This is a genomic window from Streptomyces capitiformicae (genome assembly GCF_002214185.1).
In the GTDB taxonomy this organism is placed as follows: Bacteria; Actinomycetota; Actinomycetes; order Streptomycetales; family Streptomycetaceae; genus Streptomyces; species Streptomyces capitiformicae.
Genome location: NZ_CP022161.1, coordinates 3,032,543 through 3,052,952, shown reverse-complemented (window position 1 = coordinate 3,052,952; position 20,410 = coordinate 3,032,543). Strand labels below are relative to the sequence as shown.

Genomic DNA, 20,410 nt, shown 5'->3' with positions numbered 1-20,410 from the left:
TCGTGGGCGGCCGGTCGTCCCGTTAGTGTCTGTGCACTGCCTACAAAAGCCCTGAGCGACCTGGATCCTGTCGTCCAGGGAGTGCGGGCTGCCCACATGCCCCCGGAGGAATCATGGCGTTCGGCTGGATCGACGAGCAGGCCGCCGCGCGCCGCCGCGCCGGGCTCGTACGGACCCTGCGCCCCCGCCCCGCCGACTCGCCGCTCCTCGACCTCGCGAGCAACGACTACCTGGGCCTGGCCCGGCACCCCGAGATCATCGAGGGCGCCGCCGAGGCCGCGCGCAGGTGGGGCGGCGGCGCCACCGGCTCCCGGCTCGTCACCGGCACCACCGAACTCCACGGCGAACTGGAGCGGGAGCTGGCCGACTTCTGCGGCTTCGAGGCGGCCCTGGTCTTCTCCTCCGGCTACGCCGCCAACCTCGCTGCCGTCACCGCGCTCGCACCGCACGGCTCCCTCGTCGTCTCCGACGCCGGAAACCACGCCTCCCTCATCGACGGCTGCCGACTGGCCCGCGGCACCACCCAGGTCGTGGCACACGCCGACCCGGACGCCGTCCGCAAGGCGCTGAGCACGGCGAAAAGCCCGGCCATCACCGTCTCCGACACGGTGTTCTCCGTGGACGGCGACGCCGCCCCGCTGGCCGAACTGGCGGCCGCCTGCCGTGAGTACGGCGCCGGACTGGTCGTGGACGACGCCCACGGGCTCGGTGTCCTGGGCGACGGCGGCCGGGGAGCGCCGCACGCGGCGGGACTCGCGGGCGCCCCCGATGTCGTCGTGACGGTGACGCTGTCGAAGTCGCTGGGCAGCCAGGGCGGTGCCGTCCTCGGCCCGGCGCACGTCATCGACCACCTGGTCAACGCGGCCCGTACGTTCATCTTCGACACGGGCCTCGCCCCGGCCGCCACCGGCGCCGCCCTCGCCGCGCTCCGGCTGCTGCGCCGCGAGCCGGAGCGTGCCGCGCGGGCCCGCGAGGTGGCCAGGGCCCTGCACACACGGCTGACGGCGTCGGGCCATGAAGCGGTGCGGCCCGACGCCGCCGTGGTGTCCGTGCGTGCGCCGTCTCCGGATCAGGCGGTGCGGTGGGCGGCGGATTGCCGGTCGGCGGGTCTCGCCGTCGGCTGTTTCCGCCCACCGTCCGTACCCGACGGCGTTTCGAGGCTGCGGCTGACCGCCCGCGCGGATCTCACCGAGGGCCAGATCGACCGAGCCGTGGGGATCATCGGCGATACGCGACCGTGAGTCGGCGTCCCGGCCGTGCGTCGCCGTAAGCGGAAGTGCGAGTGCCTCCGGCGGCGCTCACCGAAGCGTGGTGATGAATCCCTCCCATGCCTCGGGGGCGAACAGCAGAGCCGGCCCCGCCGTGTTCTTCGAGTCGCGTACGGCCACAAGACCGGCCCAGCGGCCGGACCCGGGACGGGCCGTCTCCACACAGTTGTTCATTCCGGTGCTGCGGCTGCTGCGCCGCCAGCACACACCGCGCAGTGCGGTACTGGTAGGTACGTTCCGAGGCGGTGCGGACATGGTGCCTCCTTACGCGCCGGTCGACTGGCAGTGGGCCAGCCCGGCGATGTAATCCAACGAGTCCTCGGGCGAAAGGGCGTGGATCTGAAGGGCGTTGAAGGCCTCGACATAAGCCCTGAGGTCTTCTTTCCGCTCCAGGTAGAGGCTACTCGTCAAGTGGTCGAGAACAACCACGTCCAGATCGGAAGTGCTCCTAAATGAGAAAATGACGAAAGGTCCGGTGATGCCGATGTGTGCCCCGGCAGTGAACGGCAGCACCTGCAGTCGCACCTGAGGAAGGGCCGCCGCCTCGACCAGACGCCCCAGCTGGCGGGCCATGATCTCGGGACCGCCGACCTCCCGCCGCAAAACCCCCTCGTCGAGCACGGCGCTGAGCTCCATCGGCGGATTTCCGCGCAGTACGTCCTGCCGCGCGAGCCGCACTTCCACGAGCGTGTCGAGTTTGTCGTCTTCCAGCCCCTCCACCGCGGCCCGCGTCACCGCCCGGGCGTACTCCGGGATCTGCAAGAGCCCTGGTACGACCGAGGTCTCCAGCGTCCGTATCCCGCTGGCCTGCGACTCCAGGCTGATGAAGTCCCGGTACGTCGGCGGCAGCACCCCGCGATACGCGTGCCACCAGTTGTGCCGCCCCCCGCCGTCCTCGGAGCCCGCCAAGGCCAGCAGCAGCCCCCGCAATTCGGTGTCGCCGACCTCGTACGCGTCCAGTAGCTTCCGTACGTCAGCGGGCTTCACCCCACTGGCGCCCGTCTCGATCCGGCTCACCTTGGACTGGTGCCAGCCCACCAGCCGGGCCGCCTCGATACTCGTGAGCCCGGATCCGGTGCGCAGGACGCGCAACTCGGCACCGAGCTTGCGGCGGCGCACCGCCGGACCGTATTGCATGGGATTCTCCTTCCGCCAGGCGCGGGGTGGTCAGGCCGGCGCGCGGAGGTCGGGTGATGACAGAGGATGGACCGAGAGTCCACCTGAATACGGTCGGTCGTCGGAGAGTTCACTGCTTCGAGCGACAGATATATGCATATCTTGGTCGATCGCCACCCGTGACGGCCCAGGTAGTGGCAGTCTGGCGCGAAGCACCAGTCCGGGACCGTACTCGAACCATCCGCTCCCTGTCGGACATCGGTCCCGTGGGAAAGGGACGACCGTGCCATGGCAGATCATCAGGAAGCATCCGTCACTCTGCCGAGCGATCCCGCTTCGGTGTCCGCGGCCCGCAACTACGTCGCCTCCGTGCTCGCCGAATGGGGCCTGCCGAGCGGCACGGGCATCGCGGACACCGTGCGCCTGATCGTGTCCGAACTCGCCACCAACGCCGTCCAGCACACGCTCGGTCAGTCACCCACGTTCACCGTGGACATCGCCCTGGACCGGGACGAGCAACTGCGCATCGGTGTCACCGACAGTCATCCACGCTTTCCGAAACGGCTGCCCGCCGGGGTCCAGCAGGACAACGGCCGGGGCATGGTCATCATTCGCTGGCTGACCGCCGAGTGCGGCGGCAGACTGAGCGTCAGACCCACGCGTGAGGGCGGTAAGACGGTGGCGATCGAACTGCCATGGACGGTCCCCGTGCAACCGATCAGGGCAGGGGGTCCGCAGGAGCCCTGACGGGCGACTCTCCACGAGCCCGTGCGGGTGACGGTGACGGTGTTGACGAGCCGCCGTCGCGACCGGACCGCCCCACCAGCTTCGGGAGCAGACCCCACAGGAACAGGCACACGAGGAGTGTGCCGGCGCAGGCGGCGACACCGGCCGCCCTGCCGAGGGTCACATCCACGACCAGCAGTACCGATCCGGCGAAGGCGGGCATCAGGACGGCCAGGCCCACGCCGGCCAGCCGGGACGAGACCCGCACGATGGCGGGCTTGGCGCTCTGCTGGAACAGCGAGCGGTGCAGCGCCGCCGGAGCGGTGAACAGCGCGGCCGCGAGAACCGCCAGCAGAAGCGTGGTGACGTATGTGGCGCGCTGGACCGAGTCGAGGTCCGGGAAGCGCGGGGTGAAAGCCAGCGTCAGCAGGAACGCGAAGAGGATCTGTACCCCGGTCTGGGTGACCCGCAACTCCTGCAGCAGTTCGGCGAAGTTGCGGTCGGCGCGTTCGAGGTGCGTCTCGTTACGTGCTTCGAAGCGCTCGTCGCGTGCGGGGTGGGGGCGTTCGTCGGCCATGGGCGTACGGGTATCCGGCACGGCCCGCGTTACGCCCGCCGGGGCGGCGGAGCTTGCCCGCCGCCCCCACGGTTGGGCCTAGCGGACCCGGCCGTACCAGACGCTCTTGGTCCAGATCTTCTGGAGCCGTACGACGTCACCGGTCTTCGGCGAGTGCCAGATCTTTCCCTTCCCCGCGTAGATGCCGACGTGGTAGACGTTCGACCCCGAGTGGAAGAACACGAGGTCTCCGAGCTTGCGGTTGCTCGCGGAGATGTGCTTCGTCTTGTTGTACTGCTGCTGGGCGGTACGGGGCAGCTTCTTGCCCACCTTCTTGAACGCGTAGAGCGTCAGCCCGGAGCAGTCGAACCTGCGAGGGCCCTTGGCGCCGTACTTGTAAGGGGAGCCCTTCTTGGAAGCCGCGACCTTGAGTGCCTTCGACGCCACTGTGGCGGCCTCGGCGTCGGATGCGACGCCCGGGACCACGATGCTGCCGCCGACGGCGGCGATGGTGAGGGCCGAGGCCGTACCGGCCCGGGTCAACAGCGACGGGACACGATTGAGCGCAGTCATGCGCAACCCTTCGTCAGCCGCCTGTGAAGGATGACCTGTCGGATTCGGGCTGGCGAAGTTGCCCGGCCGCTGACGCGGCTTCACCCCAAGGGCTGCTCGGCCCGGTCATGGCTTGACCGTTCCGGCGACCCGTCGTGCTTGGGTCCTCCACTCCTGCCGATGCAATCCTGTCGACCGGTCATCCGGGCGGCGGCAGGACTCGGCGTCCACCCGGATCGCCCCGCCGCTGTGGCGGGGGCTTGTCGTCAGGAAGGGATCTTGACGCACGGAAGTCCGAAAATCCCAACGGAATCGGGGATTTGTGGCCTTACTCACCACCTGCATATTCGGGTGGACGGGGCGATTTCGGCGAAGATGTCCACCCCGCAAGGAGGCTCGCACCAGCATCGGAATGCCATATTCCGTCCCGTAAGCAGGCATGTTGCTCAACTCCACGGGGCCTGAAGCGGGATGAGCGAGTACGTCGTTGCGCCGATACCACTCGGTCCGCCCCAAGTCCGGGCCTGACACCCTTCAGTACGGCGCACGACCCGGCCTCCGTTCAGACGGCCACCGGGTCGCACGCGCCGTGCGTGCCGGTCAACTCTCCGTTCCGGGCGGCAGGGTGACGCGGGCGGCGCGGCGCTCGCCGTCGAGGACCCGTAGCGCCCGCGCGAGGGTGGGGGCATGCACCTCGTTCTCCCCCCGCCTGTGCATCAGTTCGAGCGCGTCGCGCAGTGCGGTCGCCTTGCCGACGAGGGCCTGCGCGGCCCGCAGTCCGCGGTACGTGTCGCCGGGACGGGCCGGATTGATCCGGCCCAGCAGGTCCACCACGTCCAGATAACGGTCGATCAGCTCCGCCTCGGCACGCGTGAGAGCGGGCAACGGCGGCAACTCGGGTGGAAGCATCGGCGGCTCACCTCGCGCCGGGGAGCGTGCGCGAGGTCTTGCGGCTCGGGATGAGCCGGTCGGCCAGGCCGTACTCCACCGCGGCCTCCGCGTCGAGGATCTTGTCCCGCTCGATGTCCCCGCTGATCCGCTCGTGGCTCTGCCCGGTGTGCCGTACGAGCATCTCCTCCAGCTTCCGGCGGTTGCGCATCAACTCCTCGGCCTGGATGGCCAGATCGCTCGCCTGTCCCTCGACCGGTTCGGTCAGCGCCGGCTGCTGGATCACCACCCGGGCGCCCGGCAGCACGAACCGCTTGCCCGGTGTGCCCGCCGCCAGCAGTACCGCGGCTGACGACCCCGCCTGCCCCAGGCAGATGGTCTCTACATCGCAGGTGACGAACTGGATCGTGTCGTAAAGCGCCGTCATCGCGCTGAACGAGCCGCCGGGGGAGTTGATGTACAGCGAGATGTCCCGGTCCGGGGACTGGTACTCGAGGTGCATGAACTGCGCCATCACATCGTTCGCCGAGGTGTCGTCGATCTGCGTCCCGAGGAACACGATCCGTTCTTCCAACAGCTTCGAGTACGGATCCATCGTCCGGTGACCCGTACTGGTGCGCTCGGTGAACTCGGGCAGCACATAGCGGGTCGACGGTCGGTTCATGGGCATGGGCCACGCCTCCTCTGATCGGCAACCGTAAAAAATGTACAGGACGTACGTACCTTTGGAGTGGGCGATGTGGGATCTTTCGCTCTGAGGGGTCGGTGTCGCCGGTTTAAGCTGGACTCCATGGCCTACGAGATTCCGGTGACGCAAGCCAGGGCTGAGCTCGCCGAACTGATCAACCGCGTGGTCTACGGCGGCGAGCGCGTTGTCGTGACGCGGCACGGAAAGCCCCTCGTCGCTTTGGTCTCGGCCGCCGACCTGGAGCAGCTCGAAGCGCTCCAGGAGCCCGCCGAGGAGCCGGTCATCAGCGCGGTCTCCGGCGTCCGCGAGGTCGCGTCGGCCCCGCGCGAACAGCAGCGGTTCGGGATCACGGCGGAGCATCGGGGGAGCGGGGCGTCGTAGCCGTAGCCGTAGCCGTAGTCGTAGGGGTCGTGTGTAGCGGTCGTAGGGGTGTCCCGGTCGGTTGCCGAACGCTACGCGCGGCTGATCGCCTCGCGCCGCGCGTCCAGGGCGGTGTCGAGCAGACCCGTCTCGTGGGCTCCTGGGACCGCCGGGCGACGTACCGATCCAGGTGGTCGAGCTGGGGCTCAGGGCGCCGCTGAGCATGGCGGATCCGGACGCCCGTGCAGGAGCGGATCGTAAGTCGGTTAACGTCGCTGAAACGCCACCCAATTAGCCTGCGCGCACGCCACCAGCGATTTTGCAGGGTGGCGCGGCAACCGGACCCCGCACGGTCCGGAGCGAGGATGTGAGGTGGACGCCGTGCAACTGACCCCGCACGAGCAGGAGAGGCTGCTGATCCATGTGGCGGCGGACGTGGCCGAGAAGCGCCGGGCTCGAGGGGTGAAGCTGAACCACCCCGAAGCCGTCGCCCTGATCACGGCGCACATCCTCGAAGGCGCGCGGGACGGCCGTACGGTGGCCGAACTCATGGCGTCCGGGCGCAAACTGCTCACCCGCGACGACGTCATGGAGGGCATCCCCGAGATGATCCACGACGTCCAGGTCGAGGCGACCTTCCCGGACGGCACCAAGCTCGTCACCGTCCACGACCCGATCGTCTGAGAGGGACCCCGATGATTCCCGGAGAGATCCTCTTCGCTTCAGGCCCGATCGTCTACAACGAGGGCCGTGAGGTCACCCGGCTGACCGTCCTCAACGCCGCCGACCGGCCCGTCCAGGTCGGCTCCCACTACCACTTCGCCGAGGCAAACCCCGGCCTGGAGTTCGACCGTGAGGCCGCGCGCGGCAAGCGGCTGAACGTCGCCGCCGGCACCGCCGTGCGCTTCGAGCCCGGGATCCCCGTCGACGTAGAACTCGTATCCCTCACCGGCGCCCGTGTCGTGCCCGGGCTGCGAGGGGAGACCGGAGGTGCCCTCGATGCCTGAGATCTCGCGTGCCGCGTACGCCGACCTGTTCGGTCCCACCACCGGTGACCGTATCCGGCTCGCCGACACCGATCTGCTCGTCGAGATCGAGGAGGATCGTTCCGGCGGACCCGGGCTCGCCGGTGACGAGGCCGTCTTCGGCGGCGGCAAGGTCATCCGTGAATCCATGGGCCAGGCGCGTGCTACGCGCGCAGAAGGCACCCCGGACACGGTCATCACCGGCGCGGTGATCATCGACCACTGGGGCATCGTCAAGGCCGACATCGGCATCCGTGACGGCCGGATCACCGGCATCGGCAAGGCGGGCAACCCCGACACCATGGACGGGGTCCACCCCGAGCTGGTCATCGGCCCCGAGACGGAGATCATCGCGGGCAACGGGCGGATCGTCACCGCCGGAGCCATCGACGCGCACGTCCACTTCATCTGTCCGCAGATCGCCGACGAGGCGCTGTCGGCGGGCATCACGACGCTGGTCGGCGGCGGTACGGGTCCGGCCGAGGGCTCGAAGGCCACGACCGTTACACCCGGGCCCTGGCATCTGGCCCGCATGCTGGAGGCGATGGAGCAGTACCCGCTCAACATCGGGTTCCTGGGGAAGGGCAACACTGTCTCCCACGAGGCGATGCTGTCCCAGATCCGGGGTGGGGCGCTGGGCCTGAAGCTGCACGAGGACTGGGGTTCGACGCCGGCCGTCATCGACGCGTCCCTGACGGTCGCCGACCAGACCGGTATCCAGGTCGCCATCCACACCGACACGCTCAACGAGGCCGGGTTCGTCGGTGACACGCTCGCCGCGATCGCCGGACGAGGCATCCACGCGTACCACACCGAGGGTGCGGGCGGCGGGCACGCGCCCGACATCATGACCGTGGTCTCCGAGCCGCACGTCCTGCCCAGCTCCACCAACCCGACCCGGCCCTACACCGTCAACACCGCCGAGGAACACCTCGACATGTTGATGGTCTGCCACCACCTGAACGCGGCGGTGCCGGAGGACCTGGCCTTCGCCGAGTCCCGCATCCGGCCGTCCACCATCGGCGCCGAGGACATCCTCCACGACCTCGGAGCCATCTCGATCATCTCCTCCGACTCCCAGGCCATGGGCAGGGTCGGCGAGGTCATCCTGCGGACCTGGCAGACCGCGCATGTGATGAAGCGGAGGCGGGGCGCCCTGCCGGGTGACGGCCGCGCGGACAACCGTCGCGTACGTCGATATGTCGCCAAGTACACGATCAACCCCGCGCTCGCGCAGGGGCTCGCCCGGGAGATCGGCTCCGTCGAGAGCGGCAAGCTCGCCGACCTCGTGGTGTGGGAGCCCGCGTTCTTCGGGGTCAAGCCGCAGCTTGTGATCAAGGGCGGGCAGATCGCGTACGCGCAGATGGGCGACGCCAACGCCTCGATCCCGACGCCGCAGCCGATCCTTCCGCGGCCGATGTACGGTGCGATCGGGCGGGCTCCGGCGTCGAATTCGTTCAACTTCGTGGCGCCGCTGGCCATCGAGGACGGGCTGCCGGAGCGGCTGTCGCTGGGGAAGCGGTTCGTGGCGATCGAGTCGACGCGTGGGGTCACCAAGGCCGACATGCGCGAGAACGACGCGCGTCCCGAGGTACGGGTCGACCCCGACAGCTTCGCCGTGCACATCGACGGGGAGCTGGTGGAGGCCACGCCTGCCGCCGAACTGCCCATGGCGCAGCGGTACTTCCTCTTCTGATGTCCAGGGCAACTCTTCTCGTCCTGGCCGACGGCCGCTTTCCTGCCGGAGGGCATGCGCACTCCGGTGGGGCCGAGGCTGCCGTCAAGAGTGGGCTGATCAGCGGGGCGGACGGGTTGGAGGCGTTCTGCCGGGGGCGGCTGCACACCGCGGGGTTGGTGTCGGCGGCCCTGGCCGCCGCCGCCGCGCTCGGTGTTGATCCGGTCGCTTTGGACAGCGCCGCCGATGCCCGTACGCCGTCCCTCGCCCTGCGGGTCGCCTCGCGGAAGCTGGGGCGGCAGTTGATGCGGGCGGCTCGGGCGACGTGGCCCTCCGGGGAACTGGATGTGGTGGCACGGGAGTTTCCCAAGGGCGCGCATCAGCCGGTGGTGTTGGGAGTGGCGGCGCGGGCGGCGGGGCTGGGGCCGGATGACGCGGCGTACTGCTCGGCGTACGAGAGTGTCAGTGGGCCGGCGAGTGCGGTGGTGCGGTTGCTGAGTCTGGATCCGTTCGAGGCGACCGGGGTGTTGGCGCGGTTGGCGCCGGAGGCTGATCGGGTGGTGGGTGTTGCGGTTGAGGCGGCTCGGGGGGCGGTCGGCGATGGGGTGGATGCCTTGCCTGCGGCTTCCGCTCCGCTGTTGGAGATCGGGGCGGAGGCGCATGCCGCGTGGCCGGTTCGGTTGTTCGCCTCGTGAGGTTTTCGCCCCCGCCGCCCCTACCCGTCCCTCCCCCAGGGGCTGCGCCCCTTCAACCCCCGCCTACCAGTTCGGGTGGGGGTGTTGGTTGGCGGGTGCGGGTGCAGGTGCGTCGGGGCTTGTCGCACAGTTCCCCGCGCCCCTGAAAAGCAGGGGCTGCGCCCCGCTTTTCATCGGCCCGCAGTGTCGTGCTTTTAGGGGCGCGGGGAACTGCGCGAACGACCCCCACTCACCCGCACCCGCCCCCCCCGCAAAGACCCACCCGCCCCTTGGACCACCCACTCACGAACAACAGGAGCCGCTGTCATGCATCTCGGTCACGATCACTCCCACGACGGGCCCTCCGCCGTCAGCGCTGACGCGCGTCGGCCCGACGGCTCCCGGCGAGCCCTGCGGATCGGGCTCGGCGGGCCGGTCGGGTCCGGTAAGACAGCGACCGTCGCCGCACTCTGCAGGGCCCTGCGGGATGAGCTCTCGCTCGCCGTCGTCACCAATGACATCTACACCCGCGAGGACGCCGAGTTCCTGCTCCGCGAGGCCGTGTTGCCGCCCGAGCGGATCACCGCTGTCGAGACAGGCGCCTGCCCGCACACCGCCATCCGGGACGACATCTCCGCGAATCTCGAAGCCGTGGAGGATCTGGAGGACGAGGTGGGTCCCCTCGACCTCATCCTCGTCGAGTCCGGCGGTGACAACCTCACCGCCACCTTCTCCAAGGGCCTCGTCGACGCGCAGATCTTCGTCATCGATGTGGCCGGCGGGGACGACATTCCGCGGAAGGGCGGTCCCGGCGTCACCACCGCCGACCTGCTCGTCGTGAACAAGACGGACCTCGCGCCGTATGTCGGGTCCGACCTCACCCGGATGGCCGCGGACGCGAAGGCACAGCGGGCGGAGCTGCCGGTGGCGTTCCAGTCGCTCAGGAGCGAGACGGGGGTCGCGGAGGTCGCGGGCTGGGTGAGGGAGAAGCTCGCGGCGTGGACGGCATGACGACGGCCGGAGTCAGGGCCACCGCACGGATCGCGGCCCGCCTCGACGGTCGGGGCACCACGGTCCTGCCCGTGCTGGAGAGCGACGGCCCGCTCGCGCTGCGCCGTACCCGGGGACGTGGCGACGAAGCGCGCGTCATGCTCGTCGGCGCCATGAGCGGGCCGCTCGGCGGTGACCGTTTCGCCGTGGAGGCGGGGGTCGGCGCGTGCGCCCGGCTGCACCTCGGGTCGGCCGCCGCGACGATCGCGCTGCCGGGGCAGAGCAAGGGCGAGGCACGCTACGACGTACGGATCGACGTCGCCGCCGGAGGCGAACTGCGGTGGCTCCCCGAGCAGTTGATCTCGGCGCAGGGCAGCGATCTGTGTGTGTCGACGCGCGTGGACCTTGCCGCCGGTGCGCGACTCGTCTTCCGCGAGGAGCAGGTGCTCGGGCGGGCCGGTGAGGAGCCGGGGCGGCTGAGCAGCCGGCTCACCGTGCGGCTGGACGGGCGTACGCTGCTCGACCAGGAGGTGGCCTGCGGGCCGGGGGCGCCCGGTGGCTGGGACGGTCCCGCCGTGCTCGGCGGGCATCGCGCGCTGGGGCAACTCGTCGTCGTACGACCGGAGTTCGGGGAGCGGACGCCCGAGTCGAGGGTGCTGGGGGAGTCCGCCGCGCTCACTCCGCTCGTCGGGCCCGCCGTCCTCGTGACCGCCCTCGCGCCCGACGCGCTGCGGCTGCGGCGCGTACTCGACGAGGCCCTTGCCGCACTCGACGGTTGAACCGCGCTCCGCTCAACGGGACATTCCATACCGGTTATCGGAATAGTAAAGAACGCTCCTCCCCCCTGTTCTCAGGTGCCTCACAGGCACGAGGATCCCCGTGACCATTCGACACTTCGCATCGATCTACGGGGAGTTCCCTCTTGAGAGGTATGAGACCGAGGAGGCGAGCGGCGGCCTTCGGGTCCGCCGGAGCGCTCGTCACGGCGACTCTGATAGCCGGCGCCGTCACGGCGCCGGTGGCCAACGCCGCCGAGACGGCCCGCACGGTCCAGGACCGCGAGGCCAAGGGTGTGGCCGTCGCCGCGGCCAAGGCGGCGAAGAAGGGCATCAAGTGGCAGGACTGCCCTGAGAGCTGGGGCCTGGAGAAGCCCATCATGTGCGGCTGGGTCAGCGTGCCGCTCGACTACGCCAAGCCGAACGGCAAGCAGATCAAGATCGCCGTGGACCGTATCGGCAACACCGGCAGGAAGAAGGAGCGCCAGGGCGCCCTCGTCTACAACCCGGGCGGACCGGGCGGCTCGGGTCTGCGCTTCCCGCGCCGGGTCACCACGAAGAACCCGCTGTGGGCGAACGTCGCCAAGGCGTACGACTTCGTGGGCTTCGACCCCCGTGGTGTCGGCAAGTCGGCGCCCATCTCCTGTGTCGACCCGCAGCAGTTCGTGAAGGCGCCCAAGATGGACCCGGTCCCGGACTCCGAGGCCGACAAGCTCAAGCAGCGGGGGCTCGCCGCCGACTACGCGGCCGGCTGCAAGAAGCGCAGCGGCGCGATGCTGCCGTACATGACGACACCGAACACCGCGCGTGACCTGGACGTCATCCGGGCCGCCCTCGGTGAGAAGAAGCTCAACTTCCTCGGCGTCTCCTACGGCACCTACATCGCCGCCGTCTACGGCACCCTCTTCCCGACCCATGTGCGGCGCATGGTCGCCGACAGCGTGGTGAACCCCTCGCGGGAGAAGATCTGGTACCAGGCCAACCTGGACCAGGACGTCGCCTTCGAGATGCGCTGGAAGGACTGGACGAAGTGGGTCGCGAAGCACGACGCGACGTACCACCTCGGCGACACCCAGGCCAAGGTGCAGGCGAACTGGCTGAAGCTGCGCGCCACCGCGAAGAAGAACCCCATCGGCGGGCTCGTCGGCCCGGCCGAGCTGATCTCCTTCTTCCAGAGCGCCCCGTACTACGACTCCGCGTGGGCGCCCACCGCGCAGGTGTGGAGCAAGTACGCCGCCGGTGACACCCAGGCGCTGGTCGACGCCGCCGCCCCGGACCTCACCGACACCGCCGGCAACGCGGCCTCGGAGAACGGCAACGCCGTCTACACCGCGGTCGAGTGCACCGACGCCAAGTGGCCCACCAGCTGGAAGAAGTGGGACCGCGACAACACCCGGCTGCACAAGAACTACCCGTTCATGACGTGGGCCAACGCCTGGATGAACCTGCCGTGCGCCACCTGGCAGTCCAAGCAGTACACGCCCGTGGAGGTGAAGACCAAGAAGGGCCTGCCGCCCGTCCTGATCGTCCAGTCCACGCGTGACGCGGCCACCCCGTACGGGGGCGCCGTCGAACTGCACAAGCGGTTCAAGGGTTCCCGTCTGATCACCGAGACGAAGGCCGGCTCGCACGGCGTGACGAGCCTGACCAACCCGTGCGTCAACCAGCGCGTGGACACCTACCTGCTCACCGGCAAGGTGGGCAAGGCCGATGTGAAGTGCGCCCCGCACGCCACGCCGACGCCGTAGCAAGACCGGAAGGGTGAGGGGCGGCCGGGTCACTCCGGCCGCCCCTCTCGTATGCCCTTCAGGACTTCAGCCAGGTGTCCTCCGCCGCGTAGTCGAAGAGGTCCCCGTAGGCCTGGAACATCTTGGGATACGCCTCCCGCCAGTCCCGGCCGCCCGCCAATCGCCGTTCGATCCACGCGACGGTGTCCGGCAGCGTCTCCACATACCGGACCACCGGGCGGTAGCCCAACTCCCGTTCGGCAGCGGACATGTCACACACCACCGGTACGGGGACGGACCACGGGGTGTCGCCGACGGAGGGCGCCGGAGGGGGGCCGTCCACCAGAACGGTCTCGGTCTCGACGCCCATCACCGCGTCGATCGCCGCCGCGATCTCCGCGGCGGTCGGCGCGTCGGGGTCGACCGCGTTCAGCGCCCGCGTTCCCGGCCGCACGGCGGCCAGCCGGATCAGCTCGGCGATGTTGTGGACGCTCGCCGGATGGAAGCGGCTCTCACCGCCGTACGCGATGACCCGGCGGCGCCGTGCGTCCAGGTTGCGCTTGACGAAGTACAGCTCGCGGGGTGTACGGCAGTGGGGCCCGTGGATGGCGCCCGCGCGCAGCAGCGTCGTGGGCAACCGGTCGCCGACGGCGAGGAGTTCGCGCTCCAGGCCCGCCTTGCGGGTGCTGTACGAGGCCTCGCCGGGCTGGATCGTGCGCTGGCTCTCGCCGAGTGGCACGGGGTATACGGGGAAGCCGTCCGGCTCCGCCTGGGTGTCGAAGTTACGGCCCTTGTCGTCCTCGTACACCGACACGCTGGAGATGACCACGGCGGAGCCGATCCGGTCGGCGAACGACGTCAACTGCCGGGCGTGCTCGGGTCCGTACGCGACCATGTCGACCAGTACGTCACAGCCGTCGCCGATCACGGCGGCCAGCTCCGTGTCGTCGCCGCGGTCGGCTCCGACGGCCCGTACCCCGGCGGGCCAGCCCTCGTCACGTCCGCCGCCCCGCGAGACGGCGGTCACCTCCCAGCCGTCCCGCGCCAGCGCGCCCACGGCCACGCGTCCGATCTGTCCCGTCGCTCCGATCACCACAGCACGTCGTGTCATGCCCCGACCGTACGATGCCGGCCCCCGGCCCGCTGGGATGCTCTGCTGCGAGCAGAACCGGTCAACTCAGCGGCATACGCGGGAACTTCCGCTCCTTGCCCGCCTTCTCGTCCTTCGCCGCCGCGGCCTCCTCCGCCTTCACGACGGCCGCGTACTGGTCGACGTACTCCTGCTCCGAGAGCGAGAGGATCGCGTACATGATCTCGTCGGTGATGGCCCGCAGGATGGCCTTCTCGTTCTCCATGCCCTCATAGCGGGAGAAGTCCAGCGGCTTGCCGAAGCGGATGACGACGGGGTGGATGTTCGGGATGACCTTGCCCGGCGGCTGTGCCTCGAAGGTGCCGATCATCGCGCAGGGGATGACGGGCACCCGGGCCTTGAGCGCCATGACCGCCACACCGACCTTGCCCTTGTAGAGGCGGCCGTCGTGCGAGCGCGTGCCCTCCGGGTAGATGCCGAGCAGCTCGTCCTTGCTCAGCACACCGAGCCCCTCGCGGATCGCGGCCTGGCCCGCCTCCTTGCCGGAGCGGTCGACCGGGATCTGCCCCGCGCTGCGGAAGAAGAACGCCGTCAGCCTGCCCTTGAGGCCCGGCCCGGTGAAGTACTCGGCCTTCGCCAGGAAGGTGATGCGCCGCTTCAGGATCGCGGGCATCAGGAAGTGGTCGGAAAAGGACAGGTGGTTACCGGCGACGATGGCCGCGCCCGACGCCGGTACGTGCTCGAGGCCCTCGATCCGAGGCCGGAAGACCAGTCTCAGCAGCGGGCCAAGCAGCACGTACTTGAGCAGGTAATAGAACACCGCGCACTCCTCTTTACCCCCAGGAGCGATCAGTTTAGGCGCGGCTGTCGCCGGGCGTAACCGCCGGGAGGTCACTCTCTGTCGTTACTGGCCGCTATCAGGGCGCCGCGGCCGCGCCGGCGCCGCCCATCTCGTCGGCCAGACAGGCGAGATACAGGGCCATGGACGCGCGGTGGTCCCGCAGGGGACGCCCGGTGACCTGCTCTATCTTCTGCATGCGGTAGACGACGGTGTTGCGATGGACATGCAGGGCCGCGGCCGCGCGTACGAGGTTGAAGCCGCTCTCGCACCAGGCTGTGACCGTGTCGCGGAGCACCGGCCAGTCCGGCTGGGCCCGCAGGTCCGCGGTGGTCCGTTCGAGCAGACGGTTGCGGGCGGGCTGGCCGACCGCCGCGAGGACCTGGTGCACGCGCAGCTCGGAGATCAGGCGGACCGGCGAGGCGCCCGCCCGGCGCGCGGTCAGATGGAGAGCGTCCCGGGCGTCCTGGTAGGAATCGTGCAGCCCGGCGACGGTGTCGGCCGGTTCACCGACACCCGCCCGCGCCGAGAGGGCACCCTGGGCCGCGATGGCGTCGATGACCCGTCCGCAGTCGACGACCAGTGACTCCGCCGGCCGGTCGGGGTGGACCCGGTGCAGGACGACGAGCCGGCCGGGCGCCGCCGCCGCGACGATGTCCTGGAGGTCGGCGAACACCTCACGGACCGTGCGGAGCAGCTCGGAACGGGCCAGCGCCATGTCCCGCGCGGGTGCCCCGTACCGGCGGTTGCCCGGGCCTGTCACGGTCACCTCGAACGCCACCGCCACCCGGGGCAGCCGCAGGTCGAAGCCCAGCTCGGCGGCCCGGAAGACCAGGAAGTCGCCCTCGACGACCTGGGGGTCGTACGCGGCGATGTCGGCGAGGAGTTTCTCGGTGGCCCGTTCGGCGAGCAGCCGGGAGCGCAGCATGACGGACTCCCGCAGCAGGATCTCCGTCTGACGTTTCACCAGCAGGCCGAAGCGCCGCACCTGGGCGGGCGTACCGGTGATCCCGACCGTGCCCACCGCCTGCCCGTCCGTGACCAGCGGCAAGGTGACACCCGGCCGTACGCCCCGCAGCCGATGGGCCTCGGACGCGCTGTGCGCGGCGGGTTCCTGAGTGCGGATCACCTCCACGGACGCCTCGTGGAAGGTGCCCACGCGGCTGCTGTCGCCGCTGCCGATGACCATGCCCTCCGCATCGGTGATCAGCACGTTGAAGCCGATGACCGCGGAGGTGTCCCCGGCGATCTCCTGCGCGAGTGAAGGGCTCAGCACGGACGTTCCTCCCGTCGGAGAGGCGGGCCGGAGATGGACGCACCGTACAGCAGATCGAGCGATTTCGGCCGCAAGTTCGTACGAAGTGAACGGTGACGTACGGCGGGCCGGTTCGTAGCGTATGGGCCCATCACATCCCCGCCTGGGGCGTCCATCACATCCCCGCCGGGGGCACAGCGCGGTGAACGGCGGGTTCCGCCACACCGATACGGAAGGCCCGAGCCGATGATCCGTGTGCGTCCACTTGTCGCGGTACTGTCCGCGATCCTCCTGCTGTCGACCGTCGCCGCCTGCGGTGGCGACGGCGACGACGAGCCCAAGAACGTCTCCGCGAAGACCGCCGCCCTGGGCACCCTCACCCCCGGCGTGATCAAGGTGGCCGTACAGCCGTACGCGCCGTACACCAGCGTCCAGGGCGACAAGATCGTCGGCCTGGACGGCGACATCCTCCACCACGTGGCCGAAAAGCTCGGGTTGGAGGTCGAACCCCAGGTGACGGACTTCGCGGGCATGCTCGCCGGAGTGCAGTCCCGCCGCGTGGACATCACCATCGGTGGTGTCGCCTGGACGGCGGACCGGCAGAAGGAAGGCCTGTTCACCGATCCGCCCTACTACTCGCCGCCGGCGATGGCCGTCCGCGGCGGGAAGACGTACAAGACGGTCGACGATCTGGAAGGGCTCGACCTGGGGACCGTCGAGGGGTACGTCTGGGTCAAGTCCATCCAGGCCGTGCCCGACGCGAAACTGCACGCCTACCCCGACGCCAACGGTGTCTTCGACGACCTCGGCGCGGGCCGCCTCGACGTCGGCTTCCTCGACCCGCTGATCATCATCGCGGCACAGAAGGAGCGCCCCGACCTGAGCATCGAAACGCAGTACCTGACCCCGCCGACCGCCGCCCAGGTCAAGGCCGAGCCCGCCTACCAGTACTTCCAGCCGTACCAGACCGGCTTCTACCTCCCGAAGAAGGCCACGAAGCTGGAGCAGGCGATCTCCGAGCAGATCGACGCCATGTACGCCGACGGCGAGATGGAGAAGCTCGTCGAGAAGTACGGCGGCGATCCCGAGCAGTTCCTGAAGCCCGCCGCCGATGTCGCCACCGCACGCCGGGGCGTGGACCGGCCCGAAGACTGGACGCCGCCGTCCATCGCGCAGTGAGGGGGATGACGTGTCCGGTCTCTTTCAAGTCCCCTGGTCCGACTATCAGTCCGATCTGCTCGGCGCCCTCGGCCGCACCCTCTCCTACACGGTGGTCAGCTTCGTCGGCGCCGTCCTGCTCGGTCTCGCGGTGGCGCTGCTGCGGCTGAGCAAGGCCTGGCCCGCGCGTGCCGTCGCCGCCGTCTACACCGAGGTCTTCAAGAACGTTCCGCTGCTCGCCATCATCTTCCTGACGTACTTCGGCCTGGCCTCCGCCGGGATCCGGCTCGACGTCTTCACGGCCGGCTGCGTCAGCCTCGTTGTCTTCTACGCCGCGTACCTGTCCGAGATCTTTCGCTCGGCCATCAGCGGAGTCCACACCGGACAGACCGAGGCGGGGCAGGCCCTTGGACTGGGCAGGGCGGGCATCTTCAGCCGGATCGTCCTGCCGCAGGCGGTACGGCAGGCGCTGCCCGGCACCAACACCATGCTGGTCGACCTGCTCAAGTCCACCTCGCTGCTCGTCACCGTCTCGGCCGCCGAGCTGATGTCCGAGGGGCGGCTCATCACCTCGGCCACTTTCCGGGCACTGGAGGTGTACCTGGTCATCTCGGCCGTCTACTTCGCCCTCTGTTACCCGCTCTCCCAGCTCCTGTTGCTGCTGGAGCGGAAGGTGCGGGCGGGCGTGCCCCTGTCCCCGTGGCGGCGGCGCCGGCTGCGGGCGGCCCGGTCCCTGCTCGCCGGCGACCTCGACCACGGCCTCGGTGCGGGCACCGACACCGACCGGAAGGAGGCGACGGTATGACCGAGCCCGTCACCACGACCAAGGCCACCGCGTCGGCGCCCTCCGACGCGGTGGTGCGGATCAGCGGACTGAGTAAGTCCTTCGACGGCCGCCGCGTCCTCGACGACGTCCATCTGGAGGTCGACCGGGGCCGCATCGTCAGCGTCATCGGGCAGAGCGGCGGCGGCAAGACGACCCTGATGCGCTGCGTCAACCTCCTGGAACAGCCGGACCGGGGCACGGTCGAGGTCGACGGGGAGGTGGTGCACCAGGACGGTCGTACGGTCTGCCGCGACCTGGCCCGGCTGCGGCGCACCGTCGGCATGGTCTTCCAGCGGTTCCATCTCTTCCCGCACCTCACGGCTGTCGAGAACGTCGTCCTCGCGCAGCGCACGGCGGGTTTCCCCGAACAGGAGGCGCTGGAACGGGCCGTCGTACTCCTTCGCCGGGTCAGGGTCGCCCACCGCGCCCTTGCCCTGCCCGAACAGCTCTCCGGCGGCGAACAACAGCGCGTCGCCATCGCACGTGCCCTCGCCCTCCGGCCCGAGGTCCTCCTCTTCGACGAGCCCACGTCCTCCCTGGACCCCGAGGCGACCCGCGAGGTGCTCGGCGTGATGCGGGAACTCGCCGCGGACGGCATGACCATGCTCCTCGTCACCCACGAACTGCCCTTCGCCCGCGAGGTCTCCGACCACGTCGTCTTCGTGGACGGCGGCCGGATCGTGGAGGAGGGCAGGCCCGAGGACGTCCTCGACGCTCCGGCGCGGGCCCGCACCCGGGAGTTCCTCGCCTCGTACCGGACCGCGTCGTGAGCAGCGTGCCCGGTTCCGCGGGTGACGCCCCGGTCGTGGTCATCGGCGGTGGCGTCGTGGGGCTGTGCACGGCGTACTACCTGGCCGCCGCCGGGATGCCCGTGGAGGTCGTCGAGCGGCGAGGGCTGGGCTCCGGGGTGTCCCGGGGCAACGCGGGCTGGGTCTGCCTCAGCCATTCGACTCCCGTGCCCGCGCCGGGAGTTCTGCGCTACGCGCTGCGCTCGCTGGGGCGGCCGGACTCGCCCTTGTATCTACGGCCCCTGCCGGACCCTTCGTTCGTACGGTGGCTGTGGCGGTTCTGGCGCAGCAGTACACCGGCGGCGTTCCGGCGGGGGTACGCGGCCGTCGCCGAGCTGAACCATGGCACCTTCGAACTCTTCGACGGGCTGCGCGAGGCGGGGGTCGCCACGACGCTCACCCGGCCCGGCATGGTGCACGCCTTCCTCTCGCCGGCCGAGGCCCGCCACCATCTCGCGATCCAGCGGGAGATGGCCGACGGGCGCTACCCGCTTCCCGACGACGTCACCATCGGCGCCGACGCGCATCTGCTGGATGCCGCGCTGTCGCCCCGCGTGCGGGCGGCGTACCTCGTTGAGGGGGAGGGCGTGGTCGATCCCGAGGCGTTCGCCCGGGAGCTCGGGGAGGCGCTCGCGGCCGTGGGGGTGAAGGTTCAGGAGAACGCCGAGGTCACGGGGTTCCGGGTCGCGGCGGGCCGCGTCACCGGGGTGCGTACCGGGCAGGGCGAGATTCCCTGTTCGGCCGTCGTCGTCGCGGCCGGGATGCGTTCGCCCGGGCTGTTGCGGGAGCTGGGCGCGGTGTTGCCGCTTCAGGCGGGCAAGGGGTACAGCTTCTCCGTGGATCTGGATCCCGCGCCCCGGCACACGCTGTACTTCGGGGAGCGTCGGGCGGTGGCGTCGCCGATCGGTGGTACCACGCGGATCGGGGGGACGATGGAGTTGAGCGGCAACAACAACCGTCTCGACTGGCGTCGTGTCGTGGCCGTTGCTCTTGCCAGTCGGCACTATCTGGGGCGGTGGTTCGAGGATCCGGACGATCTGGTGGGGCTGATTCGTGATCCTTGGGTCGGGGGGCGGCCGTTCCTTCCCGATGGGCTTCCGGTGGTCGATCGTGTGCCGGGGTGTGGGAACGGGTTCGTGGCCACCGGGCACGGGATGCTCGGTGTCACGTTGGGGCCGGTGACCGGATATCGGCTTGCGGAGTATGTGCGTACGGGGCGGCGGCCGGGGGTGCTGGTGCCGTTTCGGTTCGATCGGTTGCGTGCGTGAGGGGGTGCCTGATGGATTTCGCCCCCGCCGCCCCTGCCCGTCCCTCCCCCACTCTCGGCTTCGCTCGAGCGGGAGGTGCCCCCATCCAGGGGCTGCTGCCCCTTCGACCCCACTTCTGAGGGCTGCCGCCCCCAGGCCCCCGCCGGGATCAGGGGGCCTGGGGTGA

General features: G+C 70.0%; 23 protein-coding genes and 1 riboswitch. Of the genes, 14 read left to right on the top strand and 9 right to left on the bottom strand.

Translation table 11 applies throughout. The features are described from left to right. Window positions 1-113: 113 nt before the first annotated feature. On the top strand, window positions 114-1,241 hold the full coding sequence (locus tag CES90_RS13545) for an 8-amino-7-oxononanoate synthase (protein WP_189785011.1): 1,128 nt from the start codon (window positions 114-116) through the stop codon (window positions 1,239-1,241). Between the two features lie 57 nt (window positions 1,242-1,298). Here the strand turns inward: CES90_RS13545 and CES90_RS13540 are convergent, their stop codons facing one another. Continuing rightward, a complete protein-coding gene (locus CES90_RS13540; RefSeq protein WP_189785010.1) occupies window positions 1,299-1,523 on the bottom strand; it encodes a DUF397 domain-containing protein in 225 nt (74 codons plus the stop codon). A 9-nt stretch (window positions 1,524-1,532) separates the two neighbouring features. Further along, complete coding sequence (locus tag CES90_RS13535; RefSeq protein ID WP_189785009.1) at window positions 1,533-2,405, bottom strand: helix-turn-helix domain-containing protein; 873 nt, start codon at window positions 2,403-2,405, stop codon at window positions 1,533-1,535. 267 nt (window positions 2,406-2,672) lie between these two features. Here CES90_RS13535 and CES90_RS13530 point away from each other — a divergent pair, with 267 nt between their 5' ends. Next, on the top strand, window positions 2,673-3,131 hold the full coding sequence (locus CES90_RS13530) for an ATP-binding protein (protein WP_189785008.1): 459 nt from the start codon (window positions 2,673-2,675) through the stop codon (window positions 3,129-3,131). Here CES90_RS13530 and CES90_RS13525 read toward each other — a convergent pair. The 4 genes from CES90_RS13525 to CES90_RS13510 form a co-directional block, all read right to left on the bottom strand. Further along, the gene (locus CES90_RS13525; protein ID WP_189785007.1) at window positions 3,103-3,687 is read right to left on the bottom strand and encodes a DUF6328 family protein; all 585 of its coding nucleotides are present in this window, start codon (window positions 3,685-3,687) and stop codon (window positions 3,103-3,105) included. The two genes, CES90_RS13530 and CES90_RS13525, sit on opposite strands and share 29 nt — an antisense overlap. Window positions 3,688-3,765: 78 nt before the next feature. Next, window positions 3,766-4,239, bottom strand: a complete 474-nt coding sequence (locus CES90_RS13520; RefSeq protein WP_189785006.1) for a C40 family peptidase — start codon at window positions 4,237-4,239, stop codon at window positions 3,766-3,768. Window positions 4,240-4,242: 3 nt separating this feature from the next. After that, a riboswitch (cyclic di-AMP (ydaO/yuaA leader) is annotated at window positions 4,243-4,413 on the bottom strand. Window positions 4,414-4,818: 405 nt separating this feature from the next. After that, window positions 4,819-5,127 (bottom strand): hypothetical protein, encoded by a 309-nt coding sequence (locus CES90_RS13515; RefSeq protein WP_149824019.1) that lies wholly within the window; start codon window positions 5,125-5,127, stop codon window positions 4,819-4,821. 7 nt (window positions 5,128-5,134) lie between these two features. After that, a complete protein-coding gene (locus tag CES90_RS13510; RefSeq protein WP_189785094.1) occupies window positions 5,135-5,770 on the bottom strand; it encodes an ATP-dependent Clp protease proteolytic subunit in 636 nt (211 codons plus the stop codon). 126 nt (window positions 5,771-5,896) lie between these two features. On the opposite strand from CES90_RS13510, the gene CES90_RS13505 reads away from it, so the two are divergent. From CES90_RS13505 to CES90_RS13470, 8 genes are all read left to right on the top strand, one after another. Then, window positions 5,897-6,175, top strand: a complete 279-nt coding sequence (locus CES90_RS13505) for a type II toxin-antitoxin system Phd/YefM family antitoxin (RefSeq protein WP_189785005.1) — start codon at window positions 5,897-5,899, stop codon at window positions 6,173-6,175. A 360-nt stretch (window positions 6,176-6,535) separates the two neighbouring features. Next, window positions 6,536-6,838 (top strand): urease subunit gamma, encoded by a 303-nt coding sequence (locus CES90_RS13500; RefSeq protein ID WP_189785093.1) that lies wholly within the window; start codon window positions 6,536-6,538, stop codon window positions 6,836-6,838. An 11-nt stretch (window positions 6,839-6,849) separates the two neighbouring features. Beyond that, complete coding sequence (locus CES90_RS13495; RefSeq protein WP_189785004.1) at window positions 6,850-7,161, top strand: urease subunit beta; 312 nt, start codon at window positions 6,850-6,852, stop codon at window positions 7,159-7,161. Further along, the gene (locus tag CES90_RS13490; RefSeq protein WP_189785003.1) at window positions 7,154-8,875 is read left to right on the top strand and encodes an urease subunit alpha; all 1,722 of its coding nucleotides are present in this window, start codon (window positions 7,154-7,156) and stop codon (window positions 8,873-8,875) included. The genes CES90_RS13495 and CES90_RS13490 overlap by 8 nt, the downstream gene beginning before the upstream one ends. Next, window positions 8,875-9,549 (top strand): urease accessory protein UreF, encoded by a 675-nt coding sequence (locus CES90_RS13485; RefSeq protein WP_189785002.1) that lies wholly within the window; start codon window positions 8,875-8,877, stop codon window positions 9,547-9,549. Before CES90_RS13490 ends, CES90_RS13485 begins: the two co-directional genes overlap by 1 nt. A gap of 306 nt (window positions 9,550-9,855) precedes the next feature. Further along, entirely contained in the window at window positions 9,856-10,539 is a 684-nt protein-coding gene (gene ureG, locus CES90_RS13480; protein WP_189785001.1) for an urease accessory protein UreG, read from the top strand. Next, window positions 10,536-11,297, top strand: a complete 762-nt coding sequence (locus CES90_RS13475; RefSeq protein WP_189785092.1) for an urease accessory protein UreD — start codon at window positions 10,536-10,538, stop codon at window positions 11,295-11,297. The genes ureG and CES90_RS13475 overlap by 4 nt, the downstream gene beginning before the upstream one ends. A gap of 152 nt (window positions 11,298-11,449) precedes the next feature. Further along, the gene (locus tag CES90_RS13470) at window positions 11,450-13,042 is read left to right on the top strand and encodes an alpha/beta hydrolase (protein WP_189785000.1); all 1,593 of its coding nucleotides are present in this window, start codon (window positions 11,450-11,452) and stop codon (window positions 13,040-13,042) included. A 58-nt stretch (window positions 13,043-13,100) separates the two neighbouring features. Here CES90_RS13470 and CES90_RS13465 read toward each other — a convergent pair whose 3' ends face one another. The 3 genes from CES90_RS13465 to CES90_RS13455 form a co-directional block, all read right to left on the bottom strand. Further along, window positions 13,101-14,117 carry an NAD-dependent epimerase/dehydratase family protein gene (locus tag CES90_RS13465; protein WP_189785091.1) on the bottom strand — a complete coding sequence of 339 codons (1,017 nt, stop codon included), beginning with the start codon at window positions 14,115-14,117 and terminating at the stop codon, window positions 13,101-13,103. A gap of 76 nt (window positions 14,118-14,193) precedes the next feature. Continuing rightward, window positions 14,194-14,931, bottom strand: coding sequence for a lysophospholipid acyltransferase family protein (locus CES90_RS13460; protein ID WP_189784999.1), 738 nt, complete (start codon window positions 14,929-14,931; stop codon window positions 14,194-14,196). Between the two features lie 97 nt (window positions 14,932-15,028). Continuing rightward, window positions 15,029-16,225, bottom strand: a complete 1,197-nt coding sequence (locus CES90_RS13455) for a CdaR family transcriptional regulator (protein ID WP_189784998.1) — start codon at window positions 16,223-16,225, stop codon at window positions 15,029-15,031. A gap of 225 nt (window positions 16,226-16,450) precedes the next feature. Here CES90_RS13455 and CES90_RS13450 point away from each other — a divergent pair, with 225 nt between their 5' ends. The 4 genes from CES90_RS13450 to CES90_RS13435 are packed head-to-tail and all read left to right on the top strand — an operon-like array spanning window position 16,451 to window position 20,244. After that, window positions 16,451-17,383 carry a substrate-binding periplasmic protein gene (locus CES90_RS13450; RefSeq protein WP_189784997.1) on the top strand — a complete coding sequence of 311 codons (933 nt, stop codon included), beginning with the start codon at window positions 16,451-16,453 and terminating at the stop codon, window positions 17,381-17,383. A 10-nt stretch (window positions 17,384-17,393) separates the two neighbouring features. Further along, window positions 17,394-18,167 carry an amino acid ABC transporter permease gene (locus tag CES90_RS13445; protein ID WP_189784995.1) on the top strand — a complete coding sequence of 258 codons (774 nt, stop codon included), beginning with the start codon at window positions 17,394-17,396 and terminating at the stop codon, window positions 18,165-18,167. Then, window positions 18,164-18,958 (top strand): amino acid ABC transporter ATP-binding protein, encoded by a 795-nt coding sequence (locus tag CES90_RS13440; protein ID WP_189784994.1) that lies wholly within the window; start codon window positions 18,164-18,166, stop codon window positions 18,956-18,958. The genes CES90_RS13445 and CES90_RS13440 overlap by 4 nt, the downstream gene beginning before the upstream one ends. Beyond that, window positions 18,955-20,244: an NAD(P)/FAD-dependent oxidoreductase gene (locus tag CES90_RS13435; protein ID WP_229914055.1), complete on the top strand. Its 1,290-nt coding sequence runs from the start codon at window positions 18,955-18,957 to the stop codon at window positions 20,242-20,244. The genes CES90_RS13440 and CES90_RS13435 overlap by 4 nt, the downstream gene beginning before the upstream one ends. Window positions 20,245-20,410 lie beyond the last annotated feature (166 nt).